This window comes from Anabaena sp. FACHB-83, from assembly GCF_014697485.1.
GTDB lineage: Bacteria > Cyanobacteriota > Cyanobacteriia > Cyanobacteriales > Nostocaceae > Nostoc_B.
Genome location: NZ_JACJRY010000018.1, coordinates 120540 through 141041 on the forward strand (window position 1 = coordinate 120540; position 20502 = coordinate 141041).

Genomic DNA, 20502 nt, shown 5'->3' on the forward strand with positions numbered 1-20502 from the left:
CATCCAAATGGTACATTCTGCACATTATGAAGTAGATTTTAACAAGAGGGACTTGGGGCTAGAGATTATTATTTTTACTCAGAACTCAGCACTCAGTACTCAGCACTTTCAACCTAGACGCTAAAATAAACCCATCACTACCAGATGCAGTCATCTCCTCATGTCCCTTGCTAAAGAACTAGACGCTCCTCAAGCAACCCCAGAAGATGTTATCTTTCCTCCAGGTGATTTATACAGCGACGAACCTCCCTTGGAAACAGAACTGCATCTCCGGCAAATAATTTTACTTTTTAAATGCTTAGAGTGGTTGTGGCGAGACAGAAACGATTTCTACGCGGCTGGAAATCTAACTATTTACTACAGTTGGAATAAACGCAAAGATGAACACTTCCGGGGGCCAGATTTTTTTGTCGTGCTGGATACAGAGCGTCGCACTCGCAAAAGTTGGGTTGTTTGGGAAGAAGAAGGGAAATATCCTAACGTAATTTTAGAGATTCTTTCAGAATCAACGGCGAAAACCGATAAAGATTTAAAGAAAAAACTATACCAAAATACTTTCCGCACACCTGATTATTTTTGGTTCGACCCAGAAACTCAAGAATTTGCTGGATTTCATTTAGTTGATGGTCAATACCAAACCCTAGAACCCAATGCTCAAGGACATTTGTGGAGTCAGCAGTTGGGTTTATATTTGGGGATTCATGAAGGACTATTGCGATTTTTTACTCCAGTCGGTCTATTAGTTCCAACGCCAGAAGAAGCCGCCGAATTTGAACGTCAGCAAAAAGAACTAGCGCAAGCACGAGCCGAAAAGTTAGCAGCGAAACTGCGGGAATTAAATATTGACCCAGAAACAATTGATTAATCGGGAATAGGTGATAGGTTACAGGTGATAGTAAAGGTTACTGGGCGACTTGTACCGAGCGTTCGCGCAGCGTCTCCGTCAGGAGACGTCGAGGTAAGTCGAAGTACACCCTTACACCCCTAATTTTGATTATTATGCGAACGATCGCCGAAATTAACGATAAAATCAGCCGCCAGCGTGCAGTAGTTTTAACAGTTGAAGAAGTCAAAGCCAGAGTTGTAGAAGTTGGTGTCAGCAAAGTTGCCAAGGAAGTTGATGTGATTACCACCGGCACATTTGAGCCAATGGAGTCTAGTGGTGCGATTCTTAATCTCGGACACACTGACCCCCCGATTAAAATTCGCCGTTGTTGGATAGATGGCGTACCTGCATATACAGGTTTTGGGGCGGTAGATTTATACTTGGGTGCTAGTTGTGCCGTGGAGACGATGGACGGTGAGGAAATCCGCGAACGTGGCGGTGGTCATGTGATTGAAGATTTGATTGCTGGGAAACAAGTACAAGTCAGGGCGCAAGGACAAGTTACAGATTGTTATCCACGGGCTACTTTTGAAACAACCATTACCCGTGATACTATCAATCAATTTTATTTATTTAATCCGCGTAACCTTTATCAAAATTTTATCGTGGGTGTGAATGGTGGCGATCGCCCACTTTTTACTTATCTCGGCCCTTTACAACCTCATCTTGGTAACGCCGTCTACTCTAACCCTGGGGCAATTTCTCCCCTATTTAACGACCCCGATTTGCAACTCATTGGCATTGGGACACGGATTTTCTTAGGTGGCGGTATCGGCTATATCGCTTGGGAAGGAACGCAACACTTCCCCTTACAAAAGCGGTTAGCTAATCGTACACCCATTGGCCCGGCTGCTACCTTAGCCTTAATTGGTGATGCTAAACAAATGTCAGCCAGTTGGGTACGTGGTTGCTACTTTAAAAGTTATGGCCCTTCGTTGATGTTGGGTGTGGGGATACCATTCCCCGTATTAAACGAAACTGTCGTTGAACACTGTGCAGTGCAGGATAAAGATTTAGTCGCGCCCATCGTCGATTTTTCCATTCCCCGGCGCGTGCGTCCGACCTTTGGGTTGGTGAGTTACGCCCAACTGAAATCCGGGCGACTCACCATTGAAAATAAAACTGTGCGTGCTGCACCTTTAGCTAGTATGTCCTTATCTCGGCAAGTCGCCCTAGAGTTAAAACAATGGATTGCAGCTGGCACTTTTACCCTCACAGAACCAGTCGCCCCCATTCCAATGGAGCGATCATTTTTGCCCCAAGATCGTTGGACAGATTTTTAGTTTTGAGTGCTGAGTGCTGAGTGCTGAGTGCTGAGTACTAAGAGTCAGTAATTCAGCTTTATTTAGTACCGCAGGCACTCTCTTAACTCAGCACTCAGCACTTTCAACTCAGCACTACTCTTGCGGTGGCTTTTGTTTTTTAATGGGCTTAGGAACTGGAGCAGATGATTTTGGCAGAGGTTTGGACACTGCTGAGGCTTCACCGCCGCCGATCTTTTTGACTGGACGTGGGCTGGAACTGTCTCCAGGGCTACGTCTGGGCGGGAATGGTCGGCGACCACCGCCACCACCACCACCACGGAAACCACCAGGGCCACCTCTTTGGGGTGGTCGGCGTTTTTTGGGTAAATCCGCGATCGCTTCTGCTGTTTCTATGGCTAATAAGTCACCATCTCGTTTGACTTGGAAATCCCAAAACTTGCCCACAGCTTTAGTCGCTAGGACACCTTTGAGTTTTAATTTAAAGTATTTGGGTTTTTCATCTTGTTTGCGAGCAGCCTGCTTAATTTTGACAACTAAATTTTTGTCATCAAAAGATTGGTAAACTACTTCGCCACGCACAGAAAAACCACCATCGGGAATATCTGATGAAGCTTTAATGTCGCTTTTATCTGTTACAGCAGCATCGGCTTGAGGCAATTCATCATCGGCCGAATCTTGTGCTTGCTGTTTGGCTAAATTTTCGGGTTCCCATACACCCACAATTTGCAGATGTAAGGCATCGGTTTCTTGCTTAGTACGGGGATAAACTACCCAGAGGTGATTTTTTTCTAAATCAAGGTGATTCTTGACTAAGCTCATAATTCGACCGAGGAGAACAGCTTGGATTTCCACACCATCCGCAGTCAGGAGCGTACCTTGAGTAAATTGTTCACTGCTTGCAATGTAGCGACCCCGGACTAATCCGATCGCCCTGTACTGCATTGGTTCGCTGGGTGGTGGAATTGGTTGCTGTCGATTGGCTAAATGAGCATCGTTGGCAATCTCACTAGGATCAGTAGACGAATTTTCCGATTCAGAAACAGTAGCTACTACTGTTGTGACATCAAGAGCCGTATCTGTTTCGGTTTCAGGTTGATTGGACTCAGGCAAATTAGAAGATTCAGGCGAAGGCATCAGGTCGGAATTCATAAAAACTCCTTGCGGCGGAGACACATCCCATTGTGGGATTTTACTAAAGCAACTGGAAAGCGCGTTTGTGCGGCTGATGAAAGTATATTGTGTTCCACCAAGACACACGACAACGCCAAATACAATTCCAAAAACGCTAAATTTACATTTATACTCTAAATGTTTAATCTAGCGTCTAGACACTAGTTTCGGAAGCATATCATAGGTAAAACTCTGACGGCTCCCCCTAAAGTCATCAATTACTTTAGCAGTGTAAATAGTTATTTGTTATAAAATTCACAGACAATTGGCGGTATTCCGCAAAGTTTTGGAAATTTTCACTTTCCAATTTGTGTCAATGATAATGTCATTAGAGTTCTGGAGAATTACAAAACTGTGTCTGAAGCGCGTAATCGTTGGATAGTCCGGGTTATCTTGGCATTAGCAGTTCTGATGTTTGTGGGTGTATCTATAGTTCCTATTATTAGCGCATTCAATAGCCCGACATCGACAAACCAGAATGCTGCAAATCCTACAGGTAACTTAGCTTCCTCTGACCAAAAAACAAAATTGCAAGATGAAGTACGGGGTTATGAACTAGTTTTACAACGGGAACCTGAAAATCAAACTGCCCTGAAAGGTTTATTACAAGCACGTTTACAACTTTTAAGCTTGAATCAAGGTGATGTTCAAGGAGTAATAGCCCCTTTAGAAAAACTAGCTAAACTCAATCCTGAAAGATCAGAATATGGAGTCCTCCTCGCTCAAGCCAAACAGCAAATTGGCGATAAAGAAGGAGCCGCCCAAGCATATCGCACAATTTTGGATACTAAACCAGGCGATTTAAAAGCTTTACAAGGTATGGTAGCACTGCTCTTAGACCAAAAACGCCCGGAAGCTGCGATCGGTCTATTACAAGAAACTTTAAATAATGCTACCCAAGCTAATACCATTCAACCGGGAAGTGTGAATGTAGTTGCTGTGCAAGTGCTACTAGGCAATGTCTATGCAGCCCAAAAACGCTTTCCTCAAGCGATGAATGTCTATGACCAAGCGATTAAAAAAGATCCCAAGGATTTTCGCCCCGTATTGGCTAAAGCCATGTTGTTGAAGGAACAAGGCAAAACCACCGAAGCTAAACCTTTGTTTAATAATGCAGCCAGTTTAGCGCCTGCTCAATACCGAGACGAAATTAACAAAGCTGCAACCACTTCCCCAACGCCTGCGCCTGCTGCATCTGCCGCATCTGCACCTACAAGTACTCCCAAACCTTAAAATATTGGGTGGTTTAAGATAACTGTAAAAAATAAATGTTTTGGGGGTTTCTGTTGCAGGAACCCCTAATAAATGCAAAAATTCCAATCAGGAGAGATAAATGGCAAGCCTACTCATTCATCCAGGAGAAATTATTGGGGATGAAATCACAGAACTTGGTATGACCGCAAGTGATTTAGGGGAGCATCCCACTTTTTTGTATGTCATTGCGAACGCAACGAAGTGAAGTGAAGCAATCGCAAAGTCTCGCACTAAGAACAAAACCATGCGATTGCTTCGTCGTCCCTCCTCTCTGCGAGACGCTACGCGAACGCAATGACTTTTATTCTTTAGTTGCTAAATAAAAACTGGGATGCACCCGTGATTTAGCTCGTGTTCTCCATGTTCCTAAAAACCGGATTACCGAAATCATCAACGGAAAAAGAGGGATAACAGCTGATACAGCTTTACGATTAGGTCAATATTTTGGAACTGGTGGAGAATTTTGGCTAAATCTTCAGAAAAACTATGAATTGAGGTTAGCTGAACAAACTGTAGGCTAGGAAATTCAAGAAAATATAGCAATCCTAAAATTCAAGAAAATATAGCAATTCTAAATGATATACCAACATCTCTCTACCTTGTCTCCTTTATCTACCTTGTCTACCTTGTCTCTTTTGTTCATTTCTCAAATAGGACTGCTATATGAATATTAAGAATTACCGCGCTTGTTAATTCAACGCTATCAAGTGCGATTGATTATTTTTTCTCCAGATGAGGAGGCGATTATCAAATGGCAAAAGTAGAACAATATCGACAACTTATTCAAGAGCTTTTACAAGCTTATAGCGAAATTAAAGCTAGTAATGAAGAAGTAGACGCTGAAGTTATTTTTGATCAAGAGCGCGATCGCTATCAACTAGTTCATGTCGGCTGGTCTAATAAACGGCGTGTATATGGTTGTGTTTTACACTTAGATATTAAAAACGAAAAAATCTGGATTCAGCACGACGGTACTGAAGGTGGTATTGCTGATGAACTGACTAGCCGAGGTGTGCCTAAACAAGATATTGTCTTGGCTTTTCATTCTCCTTTTAAACGAAAATTTACCGAGTTTGCAGTCGGCTAGTACAACAAGGCAAAAGTAAAAAGAAAGAATAATTATACCACAAGCCTTTTAGCAATTTTTTATGGTCAGTTTATTTATGCCGACCTGTACTGGTACAATTTTGAATTGTGAAAGAACTTATTAGTCAGCCTTTCTGCACTCCATCTGTAGATAATTATTTTCCAAATGGTTATTACAAATGAGGAAGGACAAATGACAAATGACAACCTTAATTTACCGTCCCTAAATTACTAAAGATTTCAATTAAATTACCATCGGGGTCACGAAAATGAGCAGTGCGTAGTCCCCAAGCTGGACGGTCTAAAGGTTGGGTGACAATTACAACGTTGCGTTCTTTGAGTTTTTCGTATACTTCATCAACGTTATCAACGGCAAAAATCAAAGCCATTTTATTATGACAATCTGAGGCTGAAGGTAAATAAGCACTGGGAATTGCTTCAGCCATGAAATCTTTTCTAAATAAGGCTAATTTGAGGTTATCTCCAGTGTGTAACTCAGCATAGCCACTATTTTCATCCCCCCAATCAATCCAAAAGCCCAATACGTCACGGTAGAAGAAGAAACAATCTTTATAGTTGTTTACTAACAGCCTGATATGTGTTAATTGAAGCATGATAAATATGATGTCTATTAGTGAATATATAGCCGTAGTCACTGAGGTTAGCACAGTATTAATTTCTTAAGACCTTGAATTTAACTGGTTAATACTCAGCACTCAGCACTCAGCACTTTGCTTGACTAACTGTGTATTCTCGGCTCTGGATGCAAGTTTACCAGGATATCGCTTTCAACAATTGCTAACTCATCAAGTCTTTGCTGAACAATTTCACGTTCAAAGTAAGTGTCTGCTAAAACCCAGTATGTACCAAAGTGTCTGGCTTCTGATGCCATTAAGCCTTTATAAAATTTCGCTAATTCTGGTTCAGGACAATGTGTGGCTAATAGTCCTAGTCTTTCGTGACTGCGGGCTTCTATTAAGCCGGTGACGAGTAAGGAATCTAAAAAACGGTCTGGTTCGTTGGGACGGGCTGCGGCTTTCAAACCTGCACCATAAGGAGGCGGCGATAAGGGTGCAAGGGGGATGTTGCGACGTTCTAGCCACTGGTTGACGAGTTCAAAGTGTTCTAATTCTTCACGGGCGATCGCAGTTAATTCCCTAACCATTTTAGTATTAGAAGGATAGCGAAACATGAAATTTAACGCCACCCCGGCGGCTTTGCGTTCGCAGTGGGAATGGTCAAGCAAAATAATATCTAAATTTGAGATCGCTTGTTCGACCCAAGCATCAGAGGTGGGTTGCTTGAGGGTGTTGATAGTCGGTAATCCAGAAGTAAGCACAGGCTAAAACAATAAAAATGGCAATCCTGCTGAGTATCCCAGCAACTCGATTTTGACATACTCCCCGGCGTGAAAGCACGGGGATTCTAGGCTCAAACAGCGATTGCAGGCGTAGCCCGACTTACATCACCTAACCCGATGGTTGATGCCCCAACCATTTCAATCACTTGAGATGCGTTCTCATCCCTTGCGTTCACGGATTGGCAAGATGGGCAACGCCATTCTCTCATAGATAAATCCAAATCTTCTAGAACATGGCCACAACTAGCACAAGTCTTACTGGATGGATACCACTGGTCGATAAACACAACCAATTTATTTTTCTTCTTAGCAACCCATTCCAGGATTTGTAGAAACTCGCCAAACGCCAGATCCGAGATTTTCCTACCCCAAAGACGTTGCATTCCCTTGAGAATCAAATATGTAGGCAAAGAATAACAAATTTCTATTGAATCTTGACAAAATTTTAAGTAAATCACCAAAGCATAGTAATTTTCCTATGTTGTTACAGAAACATTGTGGTTGAAGTTTATCAATCCTACTTTCCTAGGAGAAATTATCTATATGCTTTGGTGCTTTTTTAGCGGATATTTCCGCCATAAGGGTAAAAGTAAAGGGCTTATAAAGAATATAATAGCCCTTTAGAAATTACTGTATCAGCCCGCACAATTTTTCGAGATTACTGAATAAATTTTGTCTAGCGATCCCCATGTCAAGAAAATCGTATATTTTCACCAACTTTGCCTGATTAATTATCGTGAATTCTTTGTATCGATTCATAACTAAATACAAAATTTTACCAAGCAATTGGTTGGCGATCGCGGAAAAATCCTCCAGTAGAACCATCATCTGGAAGGGTTGCCAGCCATACGATTGTGTCAACGCCTTGTTCTGGTGTACGTGGTGCATTTGCGCCACCCATATCAGTTTTTACCCAACCAGGACAAACAGAATTAACTAATATATTTGTGCCAGTTAATTCACTAGCAAAAATTCGGGTGACGGCATTTAAAGCTGTTTTAAAAATACGGTATCCAGGGAAACCTCCCTCCATATCTGTTAACTATCCCATCCCTGAAGAAACATTCACTATTCGTCCATAATTATGTTCTTTCATTAAGGTAATTAATGCTTGAGTAACACGCACTACACCAAAAACATTTGTATCAATTGTTGTGTTAGAGCAATTGATAGTGTAGCGATCGCTGATATGATGATGACACTGTTAGCGATACCTCCGATAAGCTTCCCTAACGCCTGTCTTTCTGTTTGTAAAATATATAAAAGCAAAAAGTAATTCTTTGTATACTAAACATTATTCATAATCAAAAAATCAATTACCAAATTCTTCCCAAATTCAAAACAAAACCATTTAAAATATCTTCCCCTGATACTGTAACAGGAGATTCCAAAAGCTCAAATTCCTTACCTTGTCTATAAATTTCTACCTGACGAGATTTACGATTAATTAATAAACCTAACCGCACACCATTGTCTATATATTCCCTCATCTTTTCCTGTGCAACCTTCAAACTATCACTTGGGGAAAGTAACTCAATTACAAAATTAGGACAAATAGGAGGGAACTTTTCTTTTTCTACATCTGTTAAAGTATTCCATCTTGACAACTTTATCCAAGCAGCATCAGGAGAACGGTCTGCACCATTAGGTAATTTAAAACAAGTAGAAGAATCAAAAGCTATGCCAGTACCATCAGCATCAGTCCAATTCATTACTTGTTGAGTAATTCTCGCATTTTTATTTCCCGTTTCTCCTCCCGTAGGCGGCATAATAATTAATTCTCCAGTTGCGCTGCGTTCAAATTTCAAGTCCTTATTTGCTTGACATAGATTAAAAAATTGCTCATCTGTCAGTTCCAATACTGGTTTGAGATTGACTGTAAAAGCATTCATAGCAATATTCCAGATTAAATATTAAAGCAGCAATTATATTCGCCTTAGATACTATTCTATATTCCATTACCCCGTTGGCAACAAGCGATCGCACCTCTCCACAATCCTAAATGCGATCGCTCGTCTTCAACAGAGTAAAATACACTTTATTTTCAGTATTCAATTCTCCAGCCTACGAATGCGAATTGCTGTTGGTGAAATAACAGTAAAAGCTCCCAGTAATTCAGAGTGGTGTTGATTAATAGCATTGGCAATAATCTCTGATTTGCTGATTGTAGATAACCCTGCTAATCGAGTTAAGATAACACCTGATGCAATACGACGTAAGCGGAAAACTAACTCACCAAAATCTTTGTCTGATGTTAATAATATTGCTTCTTCTTGGTTAGCCAAATCCAGCACTACATCATCTGAAATTCCTGGCTCCATTTCAGCAACGTACCAAACTAAATGGCCATCTTGACGCAAACGCTCAACAATCGGCCAATCTAAATTCTCGTCTGCTAGAAACTTCAAGAAACGTTCTCAACAATCGGATAAATCACATCATATCGTAAAGCCTCAGCCGCAAATGCCAAAGCTGCTTGAATTGCTTCGCGTGTTAGTCGCGGATGTGATTCTAATATTTGTTCTGGGGTTTCACCAGCAGCTAATTTTTCTAGAATTAACTCAACAGTGATGCGCGTACCTGCAATTACAGGTTTACCCATCATTACTTTTGGGTCGGATACAACTATTTGTTTAAGCGGTTTTTGCATTGTATTGGCTCATCGCTTGCTTTCTATATCATGCCATTAATAACTTACGATACTTAATGTAAGCTAATGCTTGTATGGCTAAATGCGTGATACCTATCGTAAGATACACAACATATACTAAACGCATTGAGTAATTACAATAATAAACCAGATATCAAATACTGTTTTTAGATAAAATATACTGTTTGTGCAATTGAGTGTATCTTCTCTACTATGTCTAACAGCGAGCGCACTCTACATTCCCAAAAGCGATCGCTGATTCTATGATGACACTGTTAGCGATCGCCTGTATGGAGAGATGAGCGATACCTCCGGTAAGCTTCGCTAACGCACTCCACATTCTCAAACGCGATCGCCTGTTTTTCCAGATGAGCGATACCTACAGTAAGCTACCGTTAAAAATGTCAAAGTATAAAATTATTGTATAATTATGATGCCAACTTATTTACTCTTCTTTAGTTTATAAATTTGCGTTATAATTTTGATTGGAATCCGGCCAAAGAAAAACAAAATATTAGTAAACATCAACTCAATTTTCGTTTAGCATCAACTGTTTTTCGTGATCAATATCAGTTAAGTTTATATGATGAGGAACATAGTGATTATGAAGACAGATGGATTACGATAGGTTTAGATGAAACGGGTATTTTAAGGGTTGTTATTCATACTTTTGAACAAACAGATGAAGATTCCTGCTTAATTCGTATTATTTCAGCACGGAAAGCAAATTTTAATGAGCAGCAGTGTTATCAAGGCAGAAAACTATGAAAGCGGAATATGATTTTTCACAAGCTGAACAAGGTAAGTTTTATCATCCTGATGCAACGTTTCATTATCCGATTTACCTTGAACCAGATGTTGATAATTTTTTAAATAAAATTGCTCAAGAGAAAAATATTGATGTGCAAATTTTAGTCAATGAATGGTTGAGAAATAATATTAAATTAATTGAAAGTATTCAGTAAAAGCAATAAAGGCAATTACACTCGATAACACTCCCAAAGCGCGACGCACTCCCCATTTCCAAAAGCGATCGCTGATCCTATGATGATAAGGTTAGCGATACCTCCGATAAGCTTCCCTAACGCCTGTCTTTCTGTTTGTAAAATATATAAAAGCAAAAAGTAATTCTTTGTATACTAAACCTAGAGTCAAAAAATTATAGTTATAAATTTTATGTCTAGCTATCAAGAAGTATTACAACAAGCTCAAACTTTAACTCCTGAAGAACAAATACGCTTAATTGAAGATTTATCCAGCTTAATTCGTCAACAGGTAACAATGATATCTAAACCAAAGCGTAGCATTTTAGAATTGCGTGGGTTGGGTAAAGAAATCTGGAATGGTGTTGATGCTCAAGAATATGTTAATCACGAACGCGATTCATGGAATATCATTTTTTGTGACGAATGACGCACGTTTACCTTCGTTGCCAGGGTTATCAGTGTTAGTGTTAGAGCAATTGATAGTATAGCGATCGCTGATTCTATGATGATAAGGTTAGCATCGCCTGTTTGCTATCATGAGCGATTGTAACGTAAAAATTTCTAGAGCGATCGCCTGTAGAAAAATATGAACATGATTTATATTTTTTTAATCACCTAAGCAGAGATCAAACGCTGTTTTGGTTCAGGAATGTGACGACCTAATTCTTGAGCAGTTTCAATCCATTCCTGCATAATAATTTCTACATTTTGTAGTGCTTCTTGATAAGTTTCACCATCAGCAGCACATCCAGGTAATTCTGGTACTTCTGCTATAAATGCTTGGTCTTCTTCACTCCAATAGAGATTAATTTCATAACGCAGATTCATCTTGTTCTCCTAGTTCATATTTGAGAATTACTTCACGCACTTGCTTAACCTGATAAGCTTTAGCTTTTCCTTGTTTGGGCTGAAGATTCAAGATTTCTTCTATACCATCTTTTGTATATATATGATGGCTACCGCGAATGCGCTCATCAAACCCTAGTTTAATTAGTAGTTGACACAACTGCTCAAAGGCAATGTTTTTGTCTGATGTTCCTGATAATATCTTAGCCAGTAGTTTATCTATTTGACTCATTATTTACCATAAGCGATCGCTGATTCTATGATTGCACAATAGGCGATCGCCTGTTTGTCAGGATGAGCGATCGCACTCCACAATTACCAAACAGTGATAACCTGTTGATTACAATGAGCGATCGCACTCCACATTCCCAAACGCGATCGCCTGTTTTTCAAGATGAGCGAAGCACTTCACATTCCCAAACGCGATCGCTGATTCTATGATTGCACAATAGGCGATTGCCTGTGTATCATGATGAGCGATCGCACTCCACATTCCCAAACGTGTCGCCTGTGTATCATGATGAGCGATCGCACTCCACATTCCTAAAAGCGATCGCCTGTTTTTCAGGATGAGCGATCGCACTCCACATACCCAAATGCGATCGCCTGTTTGAAAAGATGAGCGATCGCACTCCGCATTTCCAAAAGCGATTGCGTGTATGGAGAGATGAGCGATCGCACTCTACATTCCCAAAAGAGATCGCACCTCTCCACACTCACAAATGCGATCGCCTGTTTGTCACCATTCTGACTCCTATATATCACTTAAATAGTTATTAGCTTCGATAAACAAATGGTATGTTGTGTCCTTATACTCAGTCCTAATATTTTTGTTATCGTCTAGTAGACCAATTACTGGAGCCTTATACTGACGCTCAGGTTTTGTACGAACATCGTCTGCTGGTATGGCAAAGAAATGAAAATTAGGAAACTTTTTACTCAAATCGTTCACCAATGAGTTACGATTTCCATCAAGAATACCAACAACACGAGTGAAACCTAGATCATGTAGAACACCTGCAATTTTTGCCATCTTTTCAGCACCACCTATACCCCAACCAAAGAAAGTTCCATTTAGGTCTACATTGATTTGTTGTTGAACAAATTGATAGAAGATTACGTCTTCTTGTCCTTCAACTAAAATTATCTTATCCTCAAGGAAAAAAACTTCTTGAGCGTTTAAACCCAAGATGTGGGGGTTGTTCTTATCCGTCAAAAGCGGTAATATTCCCTTGGCAGAAGATGGAGATAGTTGTGAAATTACTGACTCACCATTCTTGAGATAAATACGTGCTACTGTCGCGCCGTTTTTCAGTGCTTCAAGATTTAAGAAGTAGGGTGAATGAGTAGACAAGATAATTTGACGCTCTGTTGCATACTCTGTGAGAAGAGTTGCTAATTTACGTTGCAACGATGGATGAAGTGATAACTCTGGTTCATCAATAACTATTACATCCCCAGGATTTGAATCATATAAAGCATCAACAATGTATAAAAGGCTTACCAGCCCTTCACCCAGTCCCTCACTACTATGATCAGCACCGCCAGTTTTGATCTTCAGATAATAGTCTCCGTTATCCGTTTGATCAATTGTCCAACTGGGTACTGGATTAAGTACTTTCTTTAATACTTCATTAAATTGACTTTGATTTTTCTGTGCAGTAAACAAACGGGATGCAAACTGATCAACCACTGATGTACGAACAGTAGGAAATCCTACTTGCGCCATATAAACACTGCGAGGACATTCAGCTCGCTGGAAATATGGATATAATGTACGCCGTGAAGGTAAAATTAGAAGGTTATTTAAAATTTTTGACTGAATGGGATCTCGTTCTGTTTCGCTTGAACCAGCATTTACGGTACGAAGCTCCTCTGTTTTATTATTGTTATCAGTGATACGAAGTTTTACCATATCACCAGCTTTACGATTCCGTTTTCCTTGTGTAAAATTGGGATTTGGATTTTGCTGGACTAAAGCACGAAGTGCTTCAATTACTGTTGACTTTCCTGTATTATTTGCACCAACTAAGATTGTAAGACCACTACCCAATCCCTGTCCGGCTTGAGCCAAGTAAAGAGTTTGAAGGGTAGCAAATCCACGTAGTCCAATTATTTCAAGTTTTTTTAGCATTTCTTGTTTTTTAACAATAAGCGAAATTCTAAAGACTATATAAACAATCTACTAATAGCTTTTGCTAACCTATCTTTTTTCTACATTCAGTAAAAATTTAGATAAATACTAAAGGCACGGTTATACCGTGCCTCTTAGCTAATTTATTAGGTTATGCAAAACCTACTCTATGCCCTCGATTCGGTCTTCAACTTCTTGGTACAACTCGCGGAGGCGGTCTAAATTCTCCTCGCTAGTTTCCCAATAACCGCGACCATTCACTTCCAACAAAGTTGAGACAATCTTGCGGAAGGAATGGGGGTTGAGGTTCATCAACCGTTTCTGCATTTCTTCATCTTTAATGAAGGTTTCGTTGGTGTCCTCGTAAATCCAGTTGTCCACAGCGCCGGCTGTTGCACTCCAACCTGTGGTATTTACTAACCGCTTGGAGAGTTCCCGTACACCTTCGTAACCGTGAGATAGCATACCTTCGTACCACTTGGGATTTAACAATTTGGTACGGGCATCTAGGCGGACGGTTTCCGATAGTGTGCGGACTTGGGCGTTAGCTGTGGTGGTGTCTGCAATGTAGGATGCTGGTTTTTTGCCATCACCACGCAGACTTGCTACCAACTTGGTGGGGTCTGAGTCGAAGTAGTGGGAAACGTCGGTCAAGCTAATCTCGGAGGAATCCAAGTTTTGGAAGGTTGCATCAGCAGTTTTTAAGGTGCTTTCAAAAAGCTGTCGGGATTCGTCCATCATTCCGGGGTTATCGGAATTGAAGGAGAAGGATTTGCGCTTGAGGTACATTTCCTGTAATTCGGCTTCGCTGTCCCATGTGCTGTTTTCTACTGCCAAGTTGATGTTTGAGGAGTAGGAACCAGAAGCGTTGGAGAACACGCGGGTGGCTGCTTGTCTGAGGTTAATTCCCAATTCCTCAGCTTGCTGCATCGCGTGTTTGCGGACGAAGTTCATTTCTAAGGGTTCATCTGCTTCCGCAGCCATTTTCACCCCTTGATCTAGCAGGTTCATCTGGTTGATGAACAAGTCGCGGAATACACCAGAACAGTTAATTACAACATCAATTCTGGGTCGTCCTAACTCTTCTAAGGGAATTAACTCCAACTTGTTCACCCGTCCCAAAGCGTCGGGAACCGGACGTACACCCATCATCCACATGATTTGCGCTAGAGATTCACCGTAGGTTTTGATGTTATCTGTTCCCCAGAGAACACAAGCGATGGTTTCTGGCCAGTTACCGTTGTTTTCGGCTTTGTTTCTTGCCAAAAGTCTATCAACAACGATTTTAGCTGATTGGACAGCCGCAGCCGTGGGAATTGATTGGGGGTCGAGGGCGTGGATGTTCTTACCTGTGGGTAATACATCCGGGTTGCGGATGGGGTCGCCACCAGGGCCGGGAAGAATGTATTCGCCTTCCAAGCCTTTGAGTAATGCGCCGAGTTCGTTGTCTGCACAAACTTGTTGTAAACAGAATTCTAAATACTCGAACAGGGGTTTCAAGGCGGAAGCATCGACTTTGGGATACCCGGCTTTGTGCAGTGCTTCTACCCAAGGTTCCTTTTTGCCCATGTTGAAGAAATTCAACTTGGATACTAGAGAAACCCGTCCTTCCGCGTCGGTTTGTTCTTGTACTAAGGCGCGGACGGCGGCGCGAGTTGCTAGGGTGATGTCTTGCAGTAATTGGACATCTTCTAATACGCCTCTGTCGCTATTTTGGTAAATTTCGTCAATATCGCGCCCAATACTGCTGGCAATGATGCGGGGTAAGCTGAGAATTTCCTCTTCTTGACGGTCTAAGCTGGCGATATTAACTAGAGTGGCGATCGCTTCTTCTGCACTTGGCGGTTTACCAATGACGTGCAAACCACAAGGTAACAACCGAGATTCGATTTCCATCAACTTGCGGTAGACGCTACCAACAATATTATCCCGTTCTTCCGGGGTCATATCTTTGGCATCGGTTTCGGGCAAGTTGATATCTTTATCTAGGTTCACCATCCGGCATTTATCCATGATCGTGTTGACGATGGGAATACCGCGACCGCTATCTTTTAAGGTTTGGTAAGAAGCAATTAATTCGCTGAGTTCTTTCAAACCTTTGTACAAACCAGCGTTTTCTGCGGGTGGTGTGAGGTAAGAAATTGTCTCGGCGTAACTGCGACGTTTGGCAATTGTCGCTTCGCTGGGGTTGTTGGCGGCGTAGTAGTAGAGGTTGGGAATTGTGCCGATTAAGTTATCGGGGTAACATTCACCCGACATCCCCATTTGCTTACCGGGCATGAATTCTAAGGAACCATGTGTACCAAAGTGGAGTACCGCATCCGCGCCCCAAACTCTTTCGAGGTAAGTGTAGTAAGCCGCAAAGCCGTGGTGAGGGCTGGCGGAACGGGAGAACAACAACCGCATGGGGTCGCCTTCATAACCAAAGGTAGGTTGAACACCAATGAAGACGTTACCGAATTGCTTACCGTAAATTAACAAGTTTTGTCCATCGCTGTTGAGGTTTCCTGGTGGTGGCCCCCAGTTTTCTTCTAGGCGTTGGGAATAAGGTGTCAGTTCTTCGTATTCGGGGACTGACATTTTGTAAGCAATGTTGAGTTCGGGGCTGGCGTACTGTGCTTGTGCGTCGTGGATGACTTGTTCCATCAACTCTTTCGCGTTTTCTGGTAAGTCCTGCACGTCGTAGCCGTTGTTTTTGAGTGCCTGCATCACCTCGTAAATTGAGCCGAATACATCGAGGTATGCGGCTGTACCGACGTTGCCTTTGTCGGGGGGGAAACTGAAAACGGTGATGGCAACTTTTTTGTTGAGTTTGGGTTTGCGACGCAGGTTAGCCCATTTCAAAGCCCGTTGTGCGACGGCGGCGATACGGTCTTGGAGTGCGATCGCTTTTCCTGTTGCCCCATCTCTACCCGATAATATAATCGGTTCAATTGCGCCATCTAATTCAGGAATCGCAATTTGCAATGCTACTTGAATCGGATGTAAGCCCAAATCACTATCTAACCACTCTTCCGTAGTTTGGAAGACTAAAGGCAAAGCCACCATGTAAGGGCGATTCAGGCGTTTGAGTGAGTCAATTGCTTTGGGGTGGTCTTGTCTAGCGGGGCCGCCTACCAACGCAAAACCTGTTAAAGATATGACTGCATCAACTAACGGGGTTTTAGTTGTGGGTTCGTAGAAGTAAGCATCCACAGGTTTGGAGAAATCCAAACCACCAGCAAACACAGGTACTACCCTTGCGCCTAGTGCTTCCAGTTCCTGCACCATCGCCACGTAATGGGCATCATCGCCTGTAACCAAGTGAGTGCGTTGTAATACTAACCCGACACAGGGTGCTAAAGGATCTTTTAAATCTTGGGGGATATCCCGGCGGGCGCTGTACCAGTTGAGATATTCTCGAACATCCTCATACATGGTTGTGGCTAAAGGATGCCAAATTCCCATGTCGGGATAAACTACTGGTGCTTGATATTCTAAAGATGCAGCTTTTTGTTTTTCGACATCTTTTAATACATATTTATCAGCCAGCATCAGCAAGAAGTTTTCCAGGTTTTCTGGAGAACCACCCAGCCAATACTGGAAACTCAGCATAAAATTGCGTGCGTCCTGTGCTTTATCTATCGGTAAGAACTTCAGGACTTGGGGCAGTGTCCGCAATAGTTTCAGCATTCCATCTTGGAATCCTGCACCGGATTTTTCTTTGCGTTTCTTCATGAATTGTGCGATCGCACTCTTCGATTGACCCAACTGTGCCAAGGAAAAACTGCCCATTTTATTTAGGCGCATTACCTCTGGCATCGAGGGAAACACAACAGCAACGTCTAGATTATCGCGGTGTGGTTCTACTGCTGCTACTACTTTCTGTGCTAAGTCTTCGATAAAAATCAGAGAGGCAATAAAAATATTGGCACTTTGTATATCGCGCTGGAACTCTTCGTAATTTTCAGGATCTCTGAGTTCCTCAATCAAGTACCCACTGATTTCAATCGCAAGGTCAGGATTGTTGGCGTTAATTGTACGAACCGCTTGCGACAATGCACTCTGGTACTGGGACTCAAGCACGACATAGACCACCTTAATGAAGTTACGTCCGCCCAGGTTATCAGGCGCAATGTGTCTAATGGTGGACTTGACGTGGGTGAACATGCTTCCTCTGCTCCTTTGATGCGTGTTCTCGACTGGAATTGCTTTGCGGCTAAGTTGCCCACAAAGTTTAACGATTTTTTTCGGCAATAAGAGTTTTTTATCAGAAAAACCTTACCAAATGGGCATTTTGTCGCTTAACTGACATAAATCGATATAAAAATCGCAAACTTTGTTAACAAACATTAATAGATAATAAAAGCAAATGCTCACTTAATGTAACAAAAACTTAATATTTTTCGATATATTCTGGCAAATTTGTACTTTTGAGGCGTGATATAGCCAAATATATAAATATGTAATTTTGTCAAGTATTATCTGGGAAGTTTAGGCGATGAGAATGAGGAGGTCAGGATTCGCGTAGTGTTTCCCCATATATTCATAGTAGTACCAAATCAAGAGCGATCGCCTGACTAAACAACTAAGCATAAAATCAGATGTACCCAAGGGAGAAGGTGAGATGACTGCTCAAGTTGTAGATACCACCTCAGAATTAATTGCCAATTTCCACACTCTAGCACCAGAATAGCAACAGCAAGTCTTAGATTTTGTGGAATTTTTAATGCAAAAATATGCTCAACCTGAAACAAACCAAGAACATCCTCAGCCAAGGGTATTAGGATTACATGAAGGCGAAATTTGGATGAGTGATGATTTTAATGATCCTTTACCTGATGAATTTTGGATGGGTGAAGGTGCAGTATGAAATTTATTGTTAGACACTTATGTACTTATTTGGTCAGTAGGAGAGCCAAAAAAACTATCTGACAATGTTAGAACCCTATTAATGGATACTAACAACTCTTGGTTAGTTAGTATAGCTAGTACAGGTCGGCGTAAATCAACAGACCATAAAAAATTGCTACAAGGCTTGTGGTGTAGTTGTTATTTATTTTTACTTTTGCTTTGTTGTACTAGTATTTTATATAAAAAAAGCTCATTACTCAGCTTTACGGAATAAAAACTCGACCGACTCCTAGATAGTTTTCTATATCAAACACAATCTCAATCAGGCGAGTGGCACACTTTTGCCGATAGTTAATTTCATCAAGTCTATCAGGGTTTCCGATTGTCAAAATTGGTAGAGAAATTGGTGTATTTTCCTCACGTATTGTCTGTTCTAGAGAATCATCGCCCTTCATATTTCGATTCGCTGTAATCAAAATCATCTGGTTGGTTTGAGCAAATTGCCAAACAACTCGGTCGCTACTATCCATCGGCAAACCGACTTCCTGAAATGTAAAGAAGCGGATAGGTAACAAATCCAGCCATCCTTCCGCAGAGAGTGTTCCCCAGAATAGAACAGCATCGCCTGTTAAATTGTAGTCAATAAGAAAATTCATGACTGCGCTTCAATGCGAGCTTTCCAGGCTTGTAGTTTTGCACGTAGGGCTTCTTTATCTGATTTAGGAGGCATTGCAGAGATTTTTGCAAAGTGTTCTCGATTTCGCTCTTCCCAATATTGCCGAATTTCCACTGCTGTTTGCAGACATTCTTGGTATTCTGCCTCAACTTCTGTCTGATGAGTTTCAATGTATGCTAACGCTGAATTAATCTGCTCATCATTGAGACCAAGCTTCTCACGAATCAGTTTTGGTGGATACTGAGCTTTTAGATAATCCATCACGTCGTAAAGTGTGATGCGTGTACCGGCGATCGTCAATCCACGTTCTGTGCGAATGATTTTTGGTTCTTGCTTGGATGCTGCTACCATAAAGATTTCTCATCAGAAGCTAATTTCATCATATCGCCAATGTAACTTTTCAGCAGACACAGGCGATCGCTATTGGGTTTTGATTGAGATTTGGAAGTTAACTAATTTATAAAGTAATACAAACCTGCTTATCGACGTATTTTAGGTATAAATGTCTTTTCCAGCTTTTCTGCGATTCGGAAGTATGCAATTAATGGGTTCCCCAGCCCAAAAGGTAATGCTTTGATGATATCTCGATCAAGACGATAAACTCTAGAACCAAGTCGGAGGATAACATCTCCATCTTCACGAGCTTTTACACGCTCTCTTAAGCGCCGAATTTCTTCACTTATAGCACTTTCGCCTACCTGTTCATCTATTAAGATTATTTCTCTATCTAGATTTTCGAGTTCAGCTAAAATTCTAACAGCATCACGCTCTAAGCTATCTATTCTATCCAAGGCTGCTTGTCGTCGAGATTCAATTTTTACAATTTCCGCAAGCCGCGAACGTTCTGCTTCGAGAACTTGAATCTTTTCCTCCTGAGTTTTAGCTTGCTCAATTAGCCTTTCGATCTCTGGAACTTTGGAAAGTCGCTGTATGATTTCGTCATCAGATCGGCTAATTGCATAGCCAAATAAGGCTAGACCAACGGGAGCAGCAGTAGCAGATGCAATGCCAAACCAAACTACAAAACGATTATCTTTTCCAGATTGAATTCCAAGATAAACGGTTCCGGTAACAAGACCAGTCGCAATAAACGCTGAAATAATTTTCCTTATCAAAACCACTAGAGTAATTAAAAAATGAATTGTAAAAGTATATTTGTCTAACGATTTATTGTACGGTCAATTTCTATCTATTACCCATATTTCGTCTTCAGAAAAGCAATGTTAAGCTTATAAGTTTGAAATTCCAACCTCAGAACCTCAAACTTCTGTTTCAGAACTCGAAGATAGAACATCAGATGTTAAATTACTGAGCAAAAACTCGGAATGTAAGTCATTTTGAGATGACTTGCGCTAT

General features: G+C 41.3%; 25 protein-coding genes and 3 pseudogenes. 10 read left to right on the forward strand and 18 right to left on the reverse strand.

What is annotated here, in order from left to right; genetic code table 11:
- The first annotated feature begins 160 nt into the window (after window positions 1–160).
- Both H6G79_RS21085 and H6G79_RS21090 read left to right on the forward strand, forming a co-directional pair.
- Window positions 161–865, forward strand: coding sequence for a Uma2 family endonuclease (locus tag H6G79_RS21085; RefSeq protein ID WP_190593262.1), 705 nt, complete (start codon window positions 161–163; stop codon window positions 863–865).
- A gap of 134 nt (window positions 866–999) precedes the next feature.
- On the forward strand, window positions 1000–2169 hold the full coding sequence (locus H6G79_RS21090; RefSeq protein ID WP_190593261.1) for a homocysteine biosynthesis protein: 1170 nt from the start codon (window positions 1000–1002) through the stop codon (window positions 2167–2169).
- A 114-nt stretch (window positions 2170–2283) separates the two neighbouring features.
- On the opposite strand, the gene H6G79_RS21095 is transcribed toward H6G79_RS21090, so the two are convergent.
- On the reverse strand, window positions 2284–3300 hold the full coding sequence (locus H6G79_RS21095) for a hypothetical protein (RefSeq protein ID WP_190593260.1): 1017 nt from the start codon (window positions 3298–3300) through the stop codon (window positions 2284–2286).
- A 375-nt stretch (window positions 3301–3675) separates the two neighbouring features.
- On the opposite strand from H6G79_RS21095, the gene H6G79_RS21100 reads away from it, so the two are divergent.
- The 4 genes from H6G79_RS21100 (at window position 3676) to H6G79_RS21110 (ending at window position 5662) form a co-directional block, all read left to right on the forward strand.
- Window positions 3676–4554 carry a tetratricopeptide repeat protein gene (locus H6G79_RS21100; protein ID WP_190593259.1) on the forward strand — a complete coding sequence of 293 codons (879 nt, stop codon included), beginning with the start codon at window positions 3676–3678 and terminating at the stop codon, window positions 4552–4554.
- Between the two features lie 100 nt (window positions 4555–4654).
- Window positions 4655–4780: a hypothetical protein gene (locus H6G79_RS37410; protein WP_277877304.1), complete on the forward strand. Its 126-nt coding sequence runs from the start codon at window positions 4655–4657 to the stop codon at window positions 4778–4780.
- Window positions 4781–4901: 121 nt separating this feature from the next.
- Window positions 4902–5096, forward strand: a complete 195-nt coding sequence (locus tag H6G79_RS21105; protein WP_190593287.1) for a HigA family addiction module antitoxin — start codon at window positions 4902–4904, stop codon at window positions 5094–5096.
- Between the two features lie 230 nt (window positions 5097–5326).
- Window positions 5327–5662, forward strand: a complete 336-nt coding sequence (locus H6G79_RS21110) for a XisI protein (protein ID WP_190593258.1) — start codon at window positions 5327–5329, stop codon at window positions 5660–5662.
- Window positions 5663–5870: 208 nt separating this feature from the next.
- Here H6G79_RS21110 and H6G79_RS21115 read toward each other — a convergent pair whose 3' ends face one another.
- The 8 genes and pseudogenes from H6G79_RS21115 to H6G79_RS37415 all read right to left on the reverse strand — a co-directional run bounded on the left by H6G79_RS21115 (window position 5871) and on the right by H6G79_RS37415 (window position 10011).
- Window positions 5871–6278: a VOC family protein gene (locus H6G79_RS21115; protein ID WP_190593286.1), complete on the reverse strand. Its 408-nt coding sequence runs from the start codon at window positions 6276–6278 to the stop codon at window positions 5871–5873.
- A 122-nt stretch (window positions 6279–6400) separates the two neighbouring features.
- A complete protein-coding gene (locus H6G79_RS21120; RefSeq protein WP_190593257.1) occupies window positions 6401–7000 on the reverse strand; it encodes a tRNA-(ms[2]io[6]A)-hydroxylase in 600 nt (199 codons plus the stop codon).
- A 92-nt stretch (window positions 7001–7092) separates the two neighbouring features.
- A pseudogene (locus H6G79_RS21125) lies at window positions 7093–7445 on the reverse strand (RNA-guided endonuclease InsQ/TnpB family protein); the annotation flags it as partial.
- Window positions 7446–7796: 351 nt separating this feature from the next.
- Window positions 7797–8174, reverse strand: a pseudogene (locus H6G79_RS21130) (SDR family NAD(P)-dependent oxidoreductase); the annotation flags it as partial.
- 163 nt (window positions 8175–8337) lie between these two features.
- Window positions 8338–8913 (reverse strand): Uma2 family endonuclease, encoded by a 576-nt coding sequence (locus tag H6G79_RS21135; RefSeq protein ID WP_190593256.1) that lies wholly within the window; start codon window positions 8911–8913, stop codon window positions 8338–8340.
- A gap of 159 nt (window positions 8914–9072) precedes the next feature.
- Window positions 9073–9429: a DUF5615 family PIN-like protein gene (locus tag H6G79_RS21140; RefSeq protein ID WP_190593255.1), complete on the reverse strand. Its 357-nt coding sequence runs from the start codon at window positions 9427–9429 to the stop codon at window positions 9073–9075.
- Window positions 9426–9671 carry a DUF433 domain-containing protein gene (locus tag H6G79_RS21145; RefSeq protein WP_190593254.1) on the reverse strand — a complete coding sequence of 82 codons (246 nt, stop codon included), beginning with the start codon at window positions 9669–9671 and terminating at the stop codon, window positions 9426–9428. Before H6G79_RS21145 ends, H6G79_RS21140 begins: the two co-directional genes overlap by 4 nt.
- Before the next feature lie 217 nt (window positions 9672–9888).
- Complete coding sequence (locus tag H6G79_RS37415) at window positions 9889–10011, reverse strand: hypothetical protein (RefSeq protein ID WP_277877306.1); 123 nt, start codon at window positions 10009–10011, stop codon at window positions 9889–9891.
- 128 nt (window positions 10012–10139) lie between these two features.
- Here H6G79_RS37415 and H6G79_RS21150 point away from each other — a divergent pair, with 128 nt between their 5' ends.
- The 3 genes from H6G79_RS21150 (at window position 10140) to H6G79_RS21160 (ending at window position 11084) form a co-directional block, all read left to right on the forward strand.
- Window positions 10140–10439: a BrnT family toxin gene (locus H6G79_RS21150; RefSeq protein ID WP_190593253.1), complete on the forward strand. Its 300-nt coding sequence runs from the start codon at window positions 10140–10142 to the stop codon at window positions 10437–10439.
- On the forward strand, window positions 10436–10636 hold the full coding sequence (locus H6G79_RS21155) for a hypothetical protein (RefSeq protein ID WP_190593252.1): 201 nt from the start codon (window positions 10436–10438) through the stop codon (window positions 10634–10636). The genes H6G79_RS21150 and H6G79_RS21155 overlap by 4 nt, the downstream gene beginning before the upstream one ends.
- Before the next feature lie 211 nt (window positions 10637–10847).
- Window positions 10848–11084, forward strand: coding sequence for a hypothetical protein (locus H6G79_RS21160; protein ID WP_190593251.1), 237 nt, complete (start codon window positions 10848–10850; stop codon window positions 11082–11084).
- 188 nt (window positions 11085–11272) lie between these two features.
- On the opposite strand, the gene H6G79_RS21165 is transcribed toward H6G79_RS21160, so the two are convergent.
- The 6 genes from H6G79_RS21165 to H6G79_RS21190 all read right to left on the reverse strand — a co-directional run bounded on the left by H6G79_RS21165 (window position 11273) and on the right by H6G79_RS21190 (window position 17786).
- Window positions 11273–11485: a type II toxin-antitoxin system HicB family antitoxin gene (locus H6G79_RS21165; protein ID WP_190593250.1), complete on the reverse strand. Its 213-nt coding sequence runs from the start codon at window positions 11483–11485 to the stop codon at window positions 11273–11275.
- Entirely contained in the window at window positions 11469–11735 is a 267-nt protein-coding gene (locus H6G79_RS21170; protein ID WP_190593249.1) for a type II toxin-antitoxin system HicA family toxin, read from the reverse strand. The genes H6G79_RS21165 and H6G79_RS21170 overlap by 17 nt, the downstream gene beginning before the upstream one ends.
- A 108-nt stretch (window positions 11736–11843) precedes the next feature.
- Complete coding sequence (locus H6G79_RS21175; RefSeq protein WP_190593248.1) at window positions 11844–12086, reverse strand: hypothetical protein; 243 nt, start codon at window positions 12084–12086, stop codon at window positions 11844–11846.
- Window positions 12068–12268: a hypothetical protein gene (locus H6G79_RS21180; protein ID WP_190593247.1), complete on the reverse strand. Its 201-nt coding sequence runs from the start codon at window positions 12266–12268 to the stop codon at window positions 12068–12070. Before H6G79_RS21180 ends, H6G79_RS21175 begins: the two co-directional genes overlap by 19 nt.
- Window positions 12258–13637, reverse strand: coding sequence for an ATP-dependent endonuclease (locus H6G79_RS21185; protein ID WP_190593246.1), 1380 nt, complete (start codon window positions 13635–13637; stop codon window positions 12258–12260). Before H6G79_RS21185 ends, H6G79_RS21180 begins: the two co-directional genes overlap by 11 nt.
- 162 nt (window positions 13638–13799) lie before the next feature.
- Window positions 13800–17786, reverse strand: coding sequence for a magnesium chelatase subunit H (locus H6G79_RS21190; protein ID WP_190593245.1), 3987 nt, complete (start codon window positions 17784–17786; stop codon window positions 13800–13802).
- Window positions 17787–18324: 538 nt separating this feature from the next.
- Between H6G79_RS21190 and H6G79_RS36870 the strand changes: the two are divergent.
- Window positions 18325–18489, forward strand: a pseudogene (locus tag H6G79_RS36870) (DUF2281 domain-containing protein); the annotation flags it as partial.
- Between the two features lie 244 nt (window positions 18490–18733).
- Here H6G79_RS36870 and H6G79_RS21200 read toward each other — a convergent pair.
- From H6G79_RS21200 to H6G79_RS21210, 3 genes are all read right to left on the reverse strand, one after another.
- Window positions 18734–19126, reverse strand: coding sequence for a DUF5615 family PIN-like protein (locus H6G79_RS21200; protein WP_190593244.1), 393 nt, complete (start codon window positions 19124–19126; stop codon window positions 18734–18736).
- Window positions 19123–19497: a DUF433 domain-containing protein gene (locus H6G79_RS21205; protein ID WP_190593243.1), complete on the reverse strand. Its 375-nt coding sequence runs from the start codon at window positions 19495–19497 to the stop codon at window positions 19123–19125. Before H6G79_RS21205 ends, H6G79_RS21200 begins: the two co-directional genes overlap by 4 nt.
- Window positions 19498–19625: 128 nt before the next feature.
- A complete protein-coding gene (locus H6G79_RS21210) occupies window positions 19626–20267 on the reverse strand; it encodes a hypothetical protein (protein ID WP_190593242.1) in 642 nt (213 codons plus the stop codon).
- Between the last annotated feature and the right edge of the window lie 235 nt (window positions 20268–20502).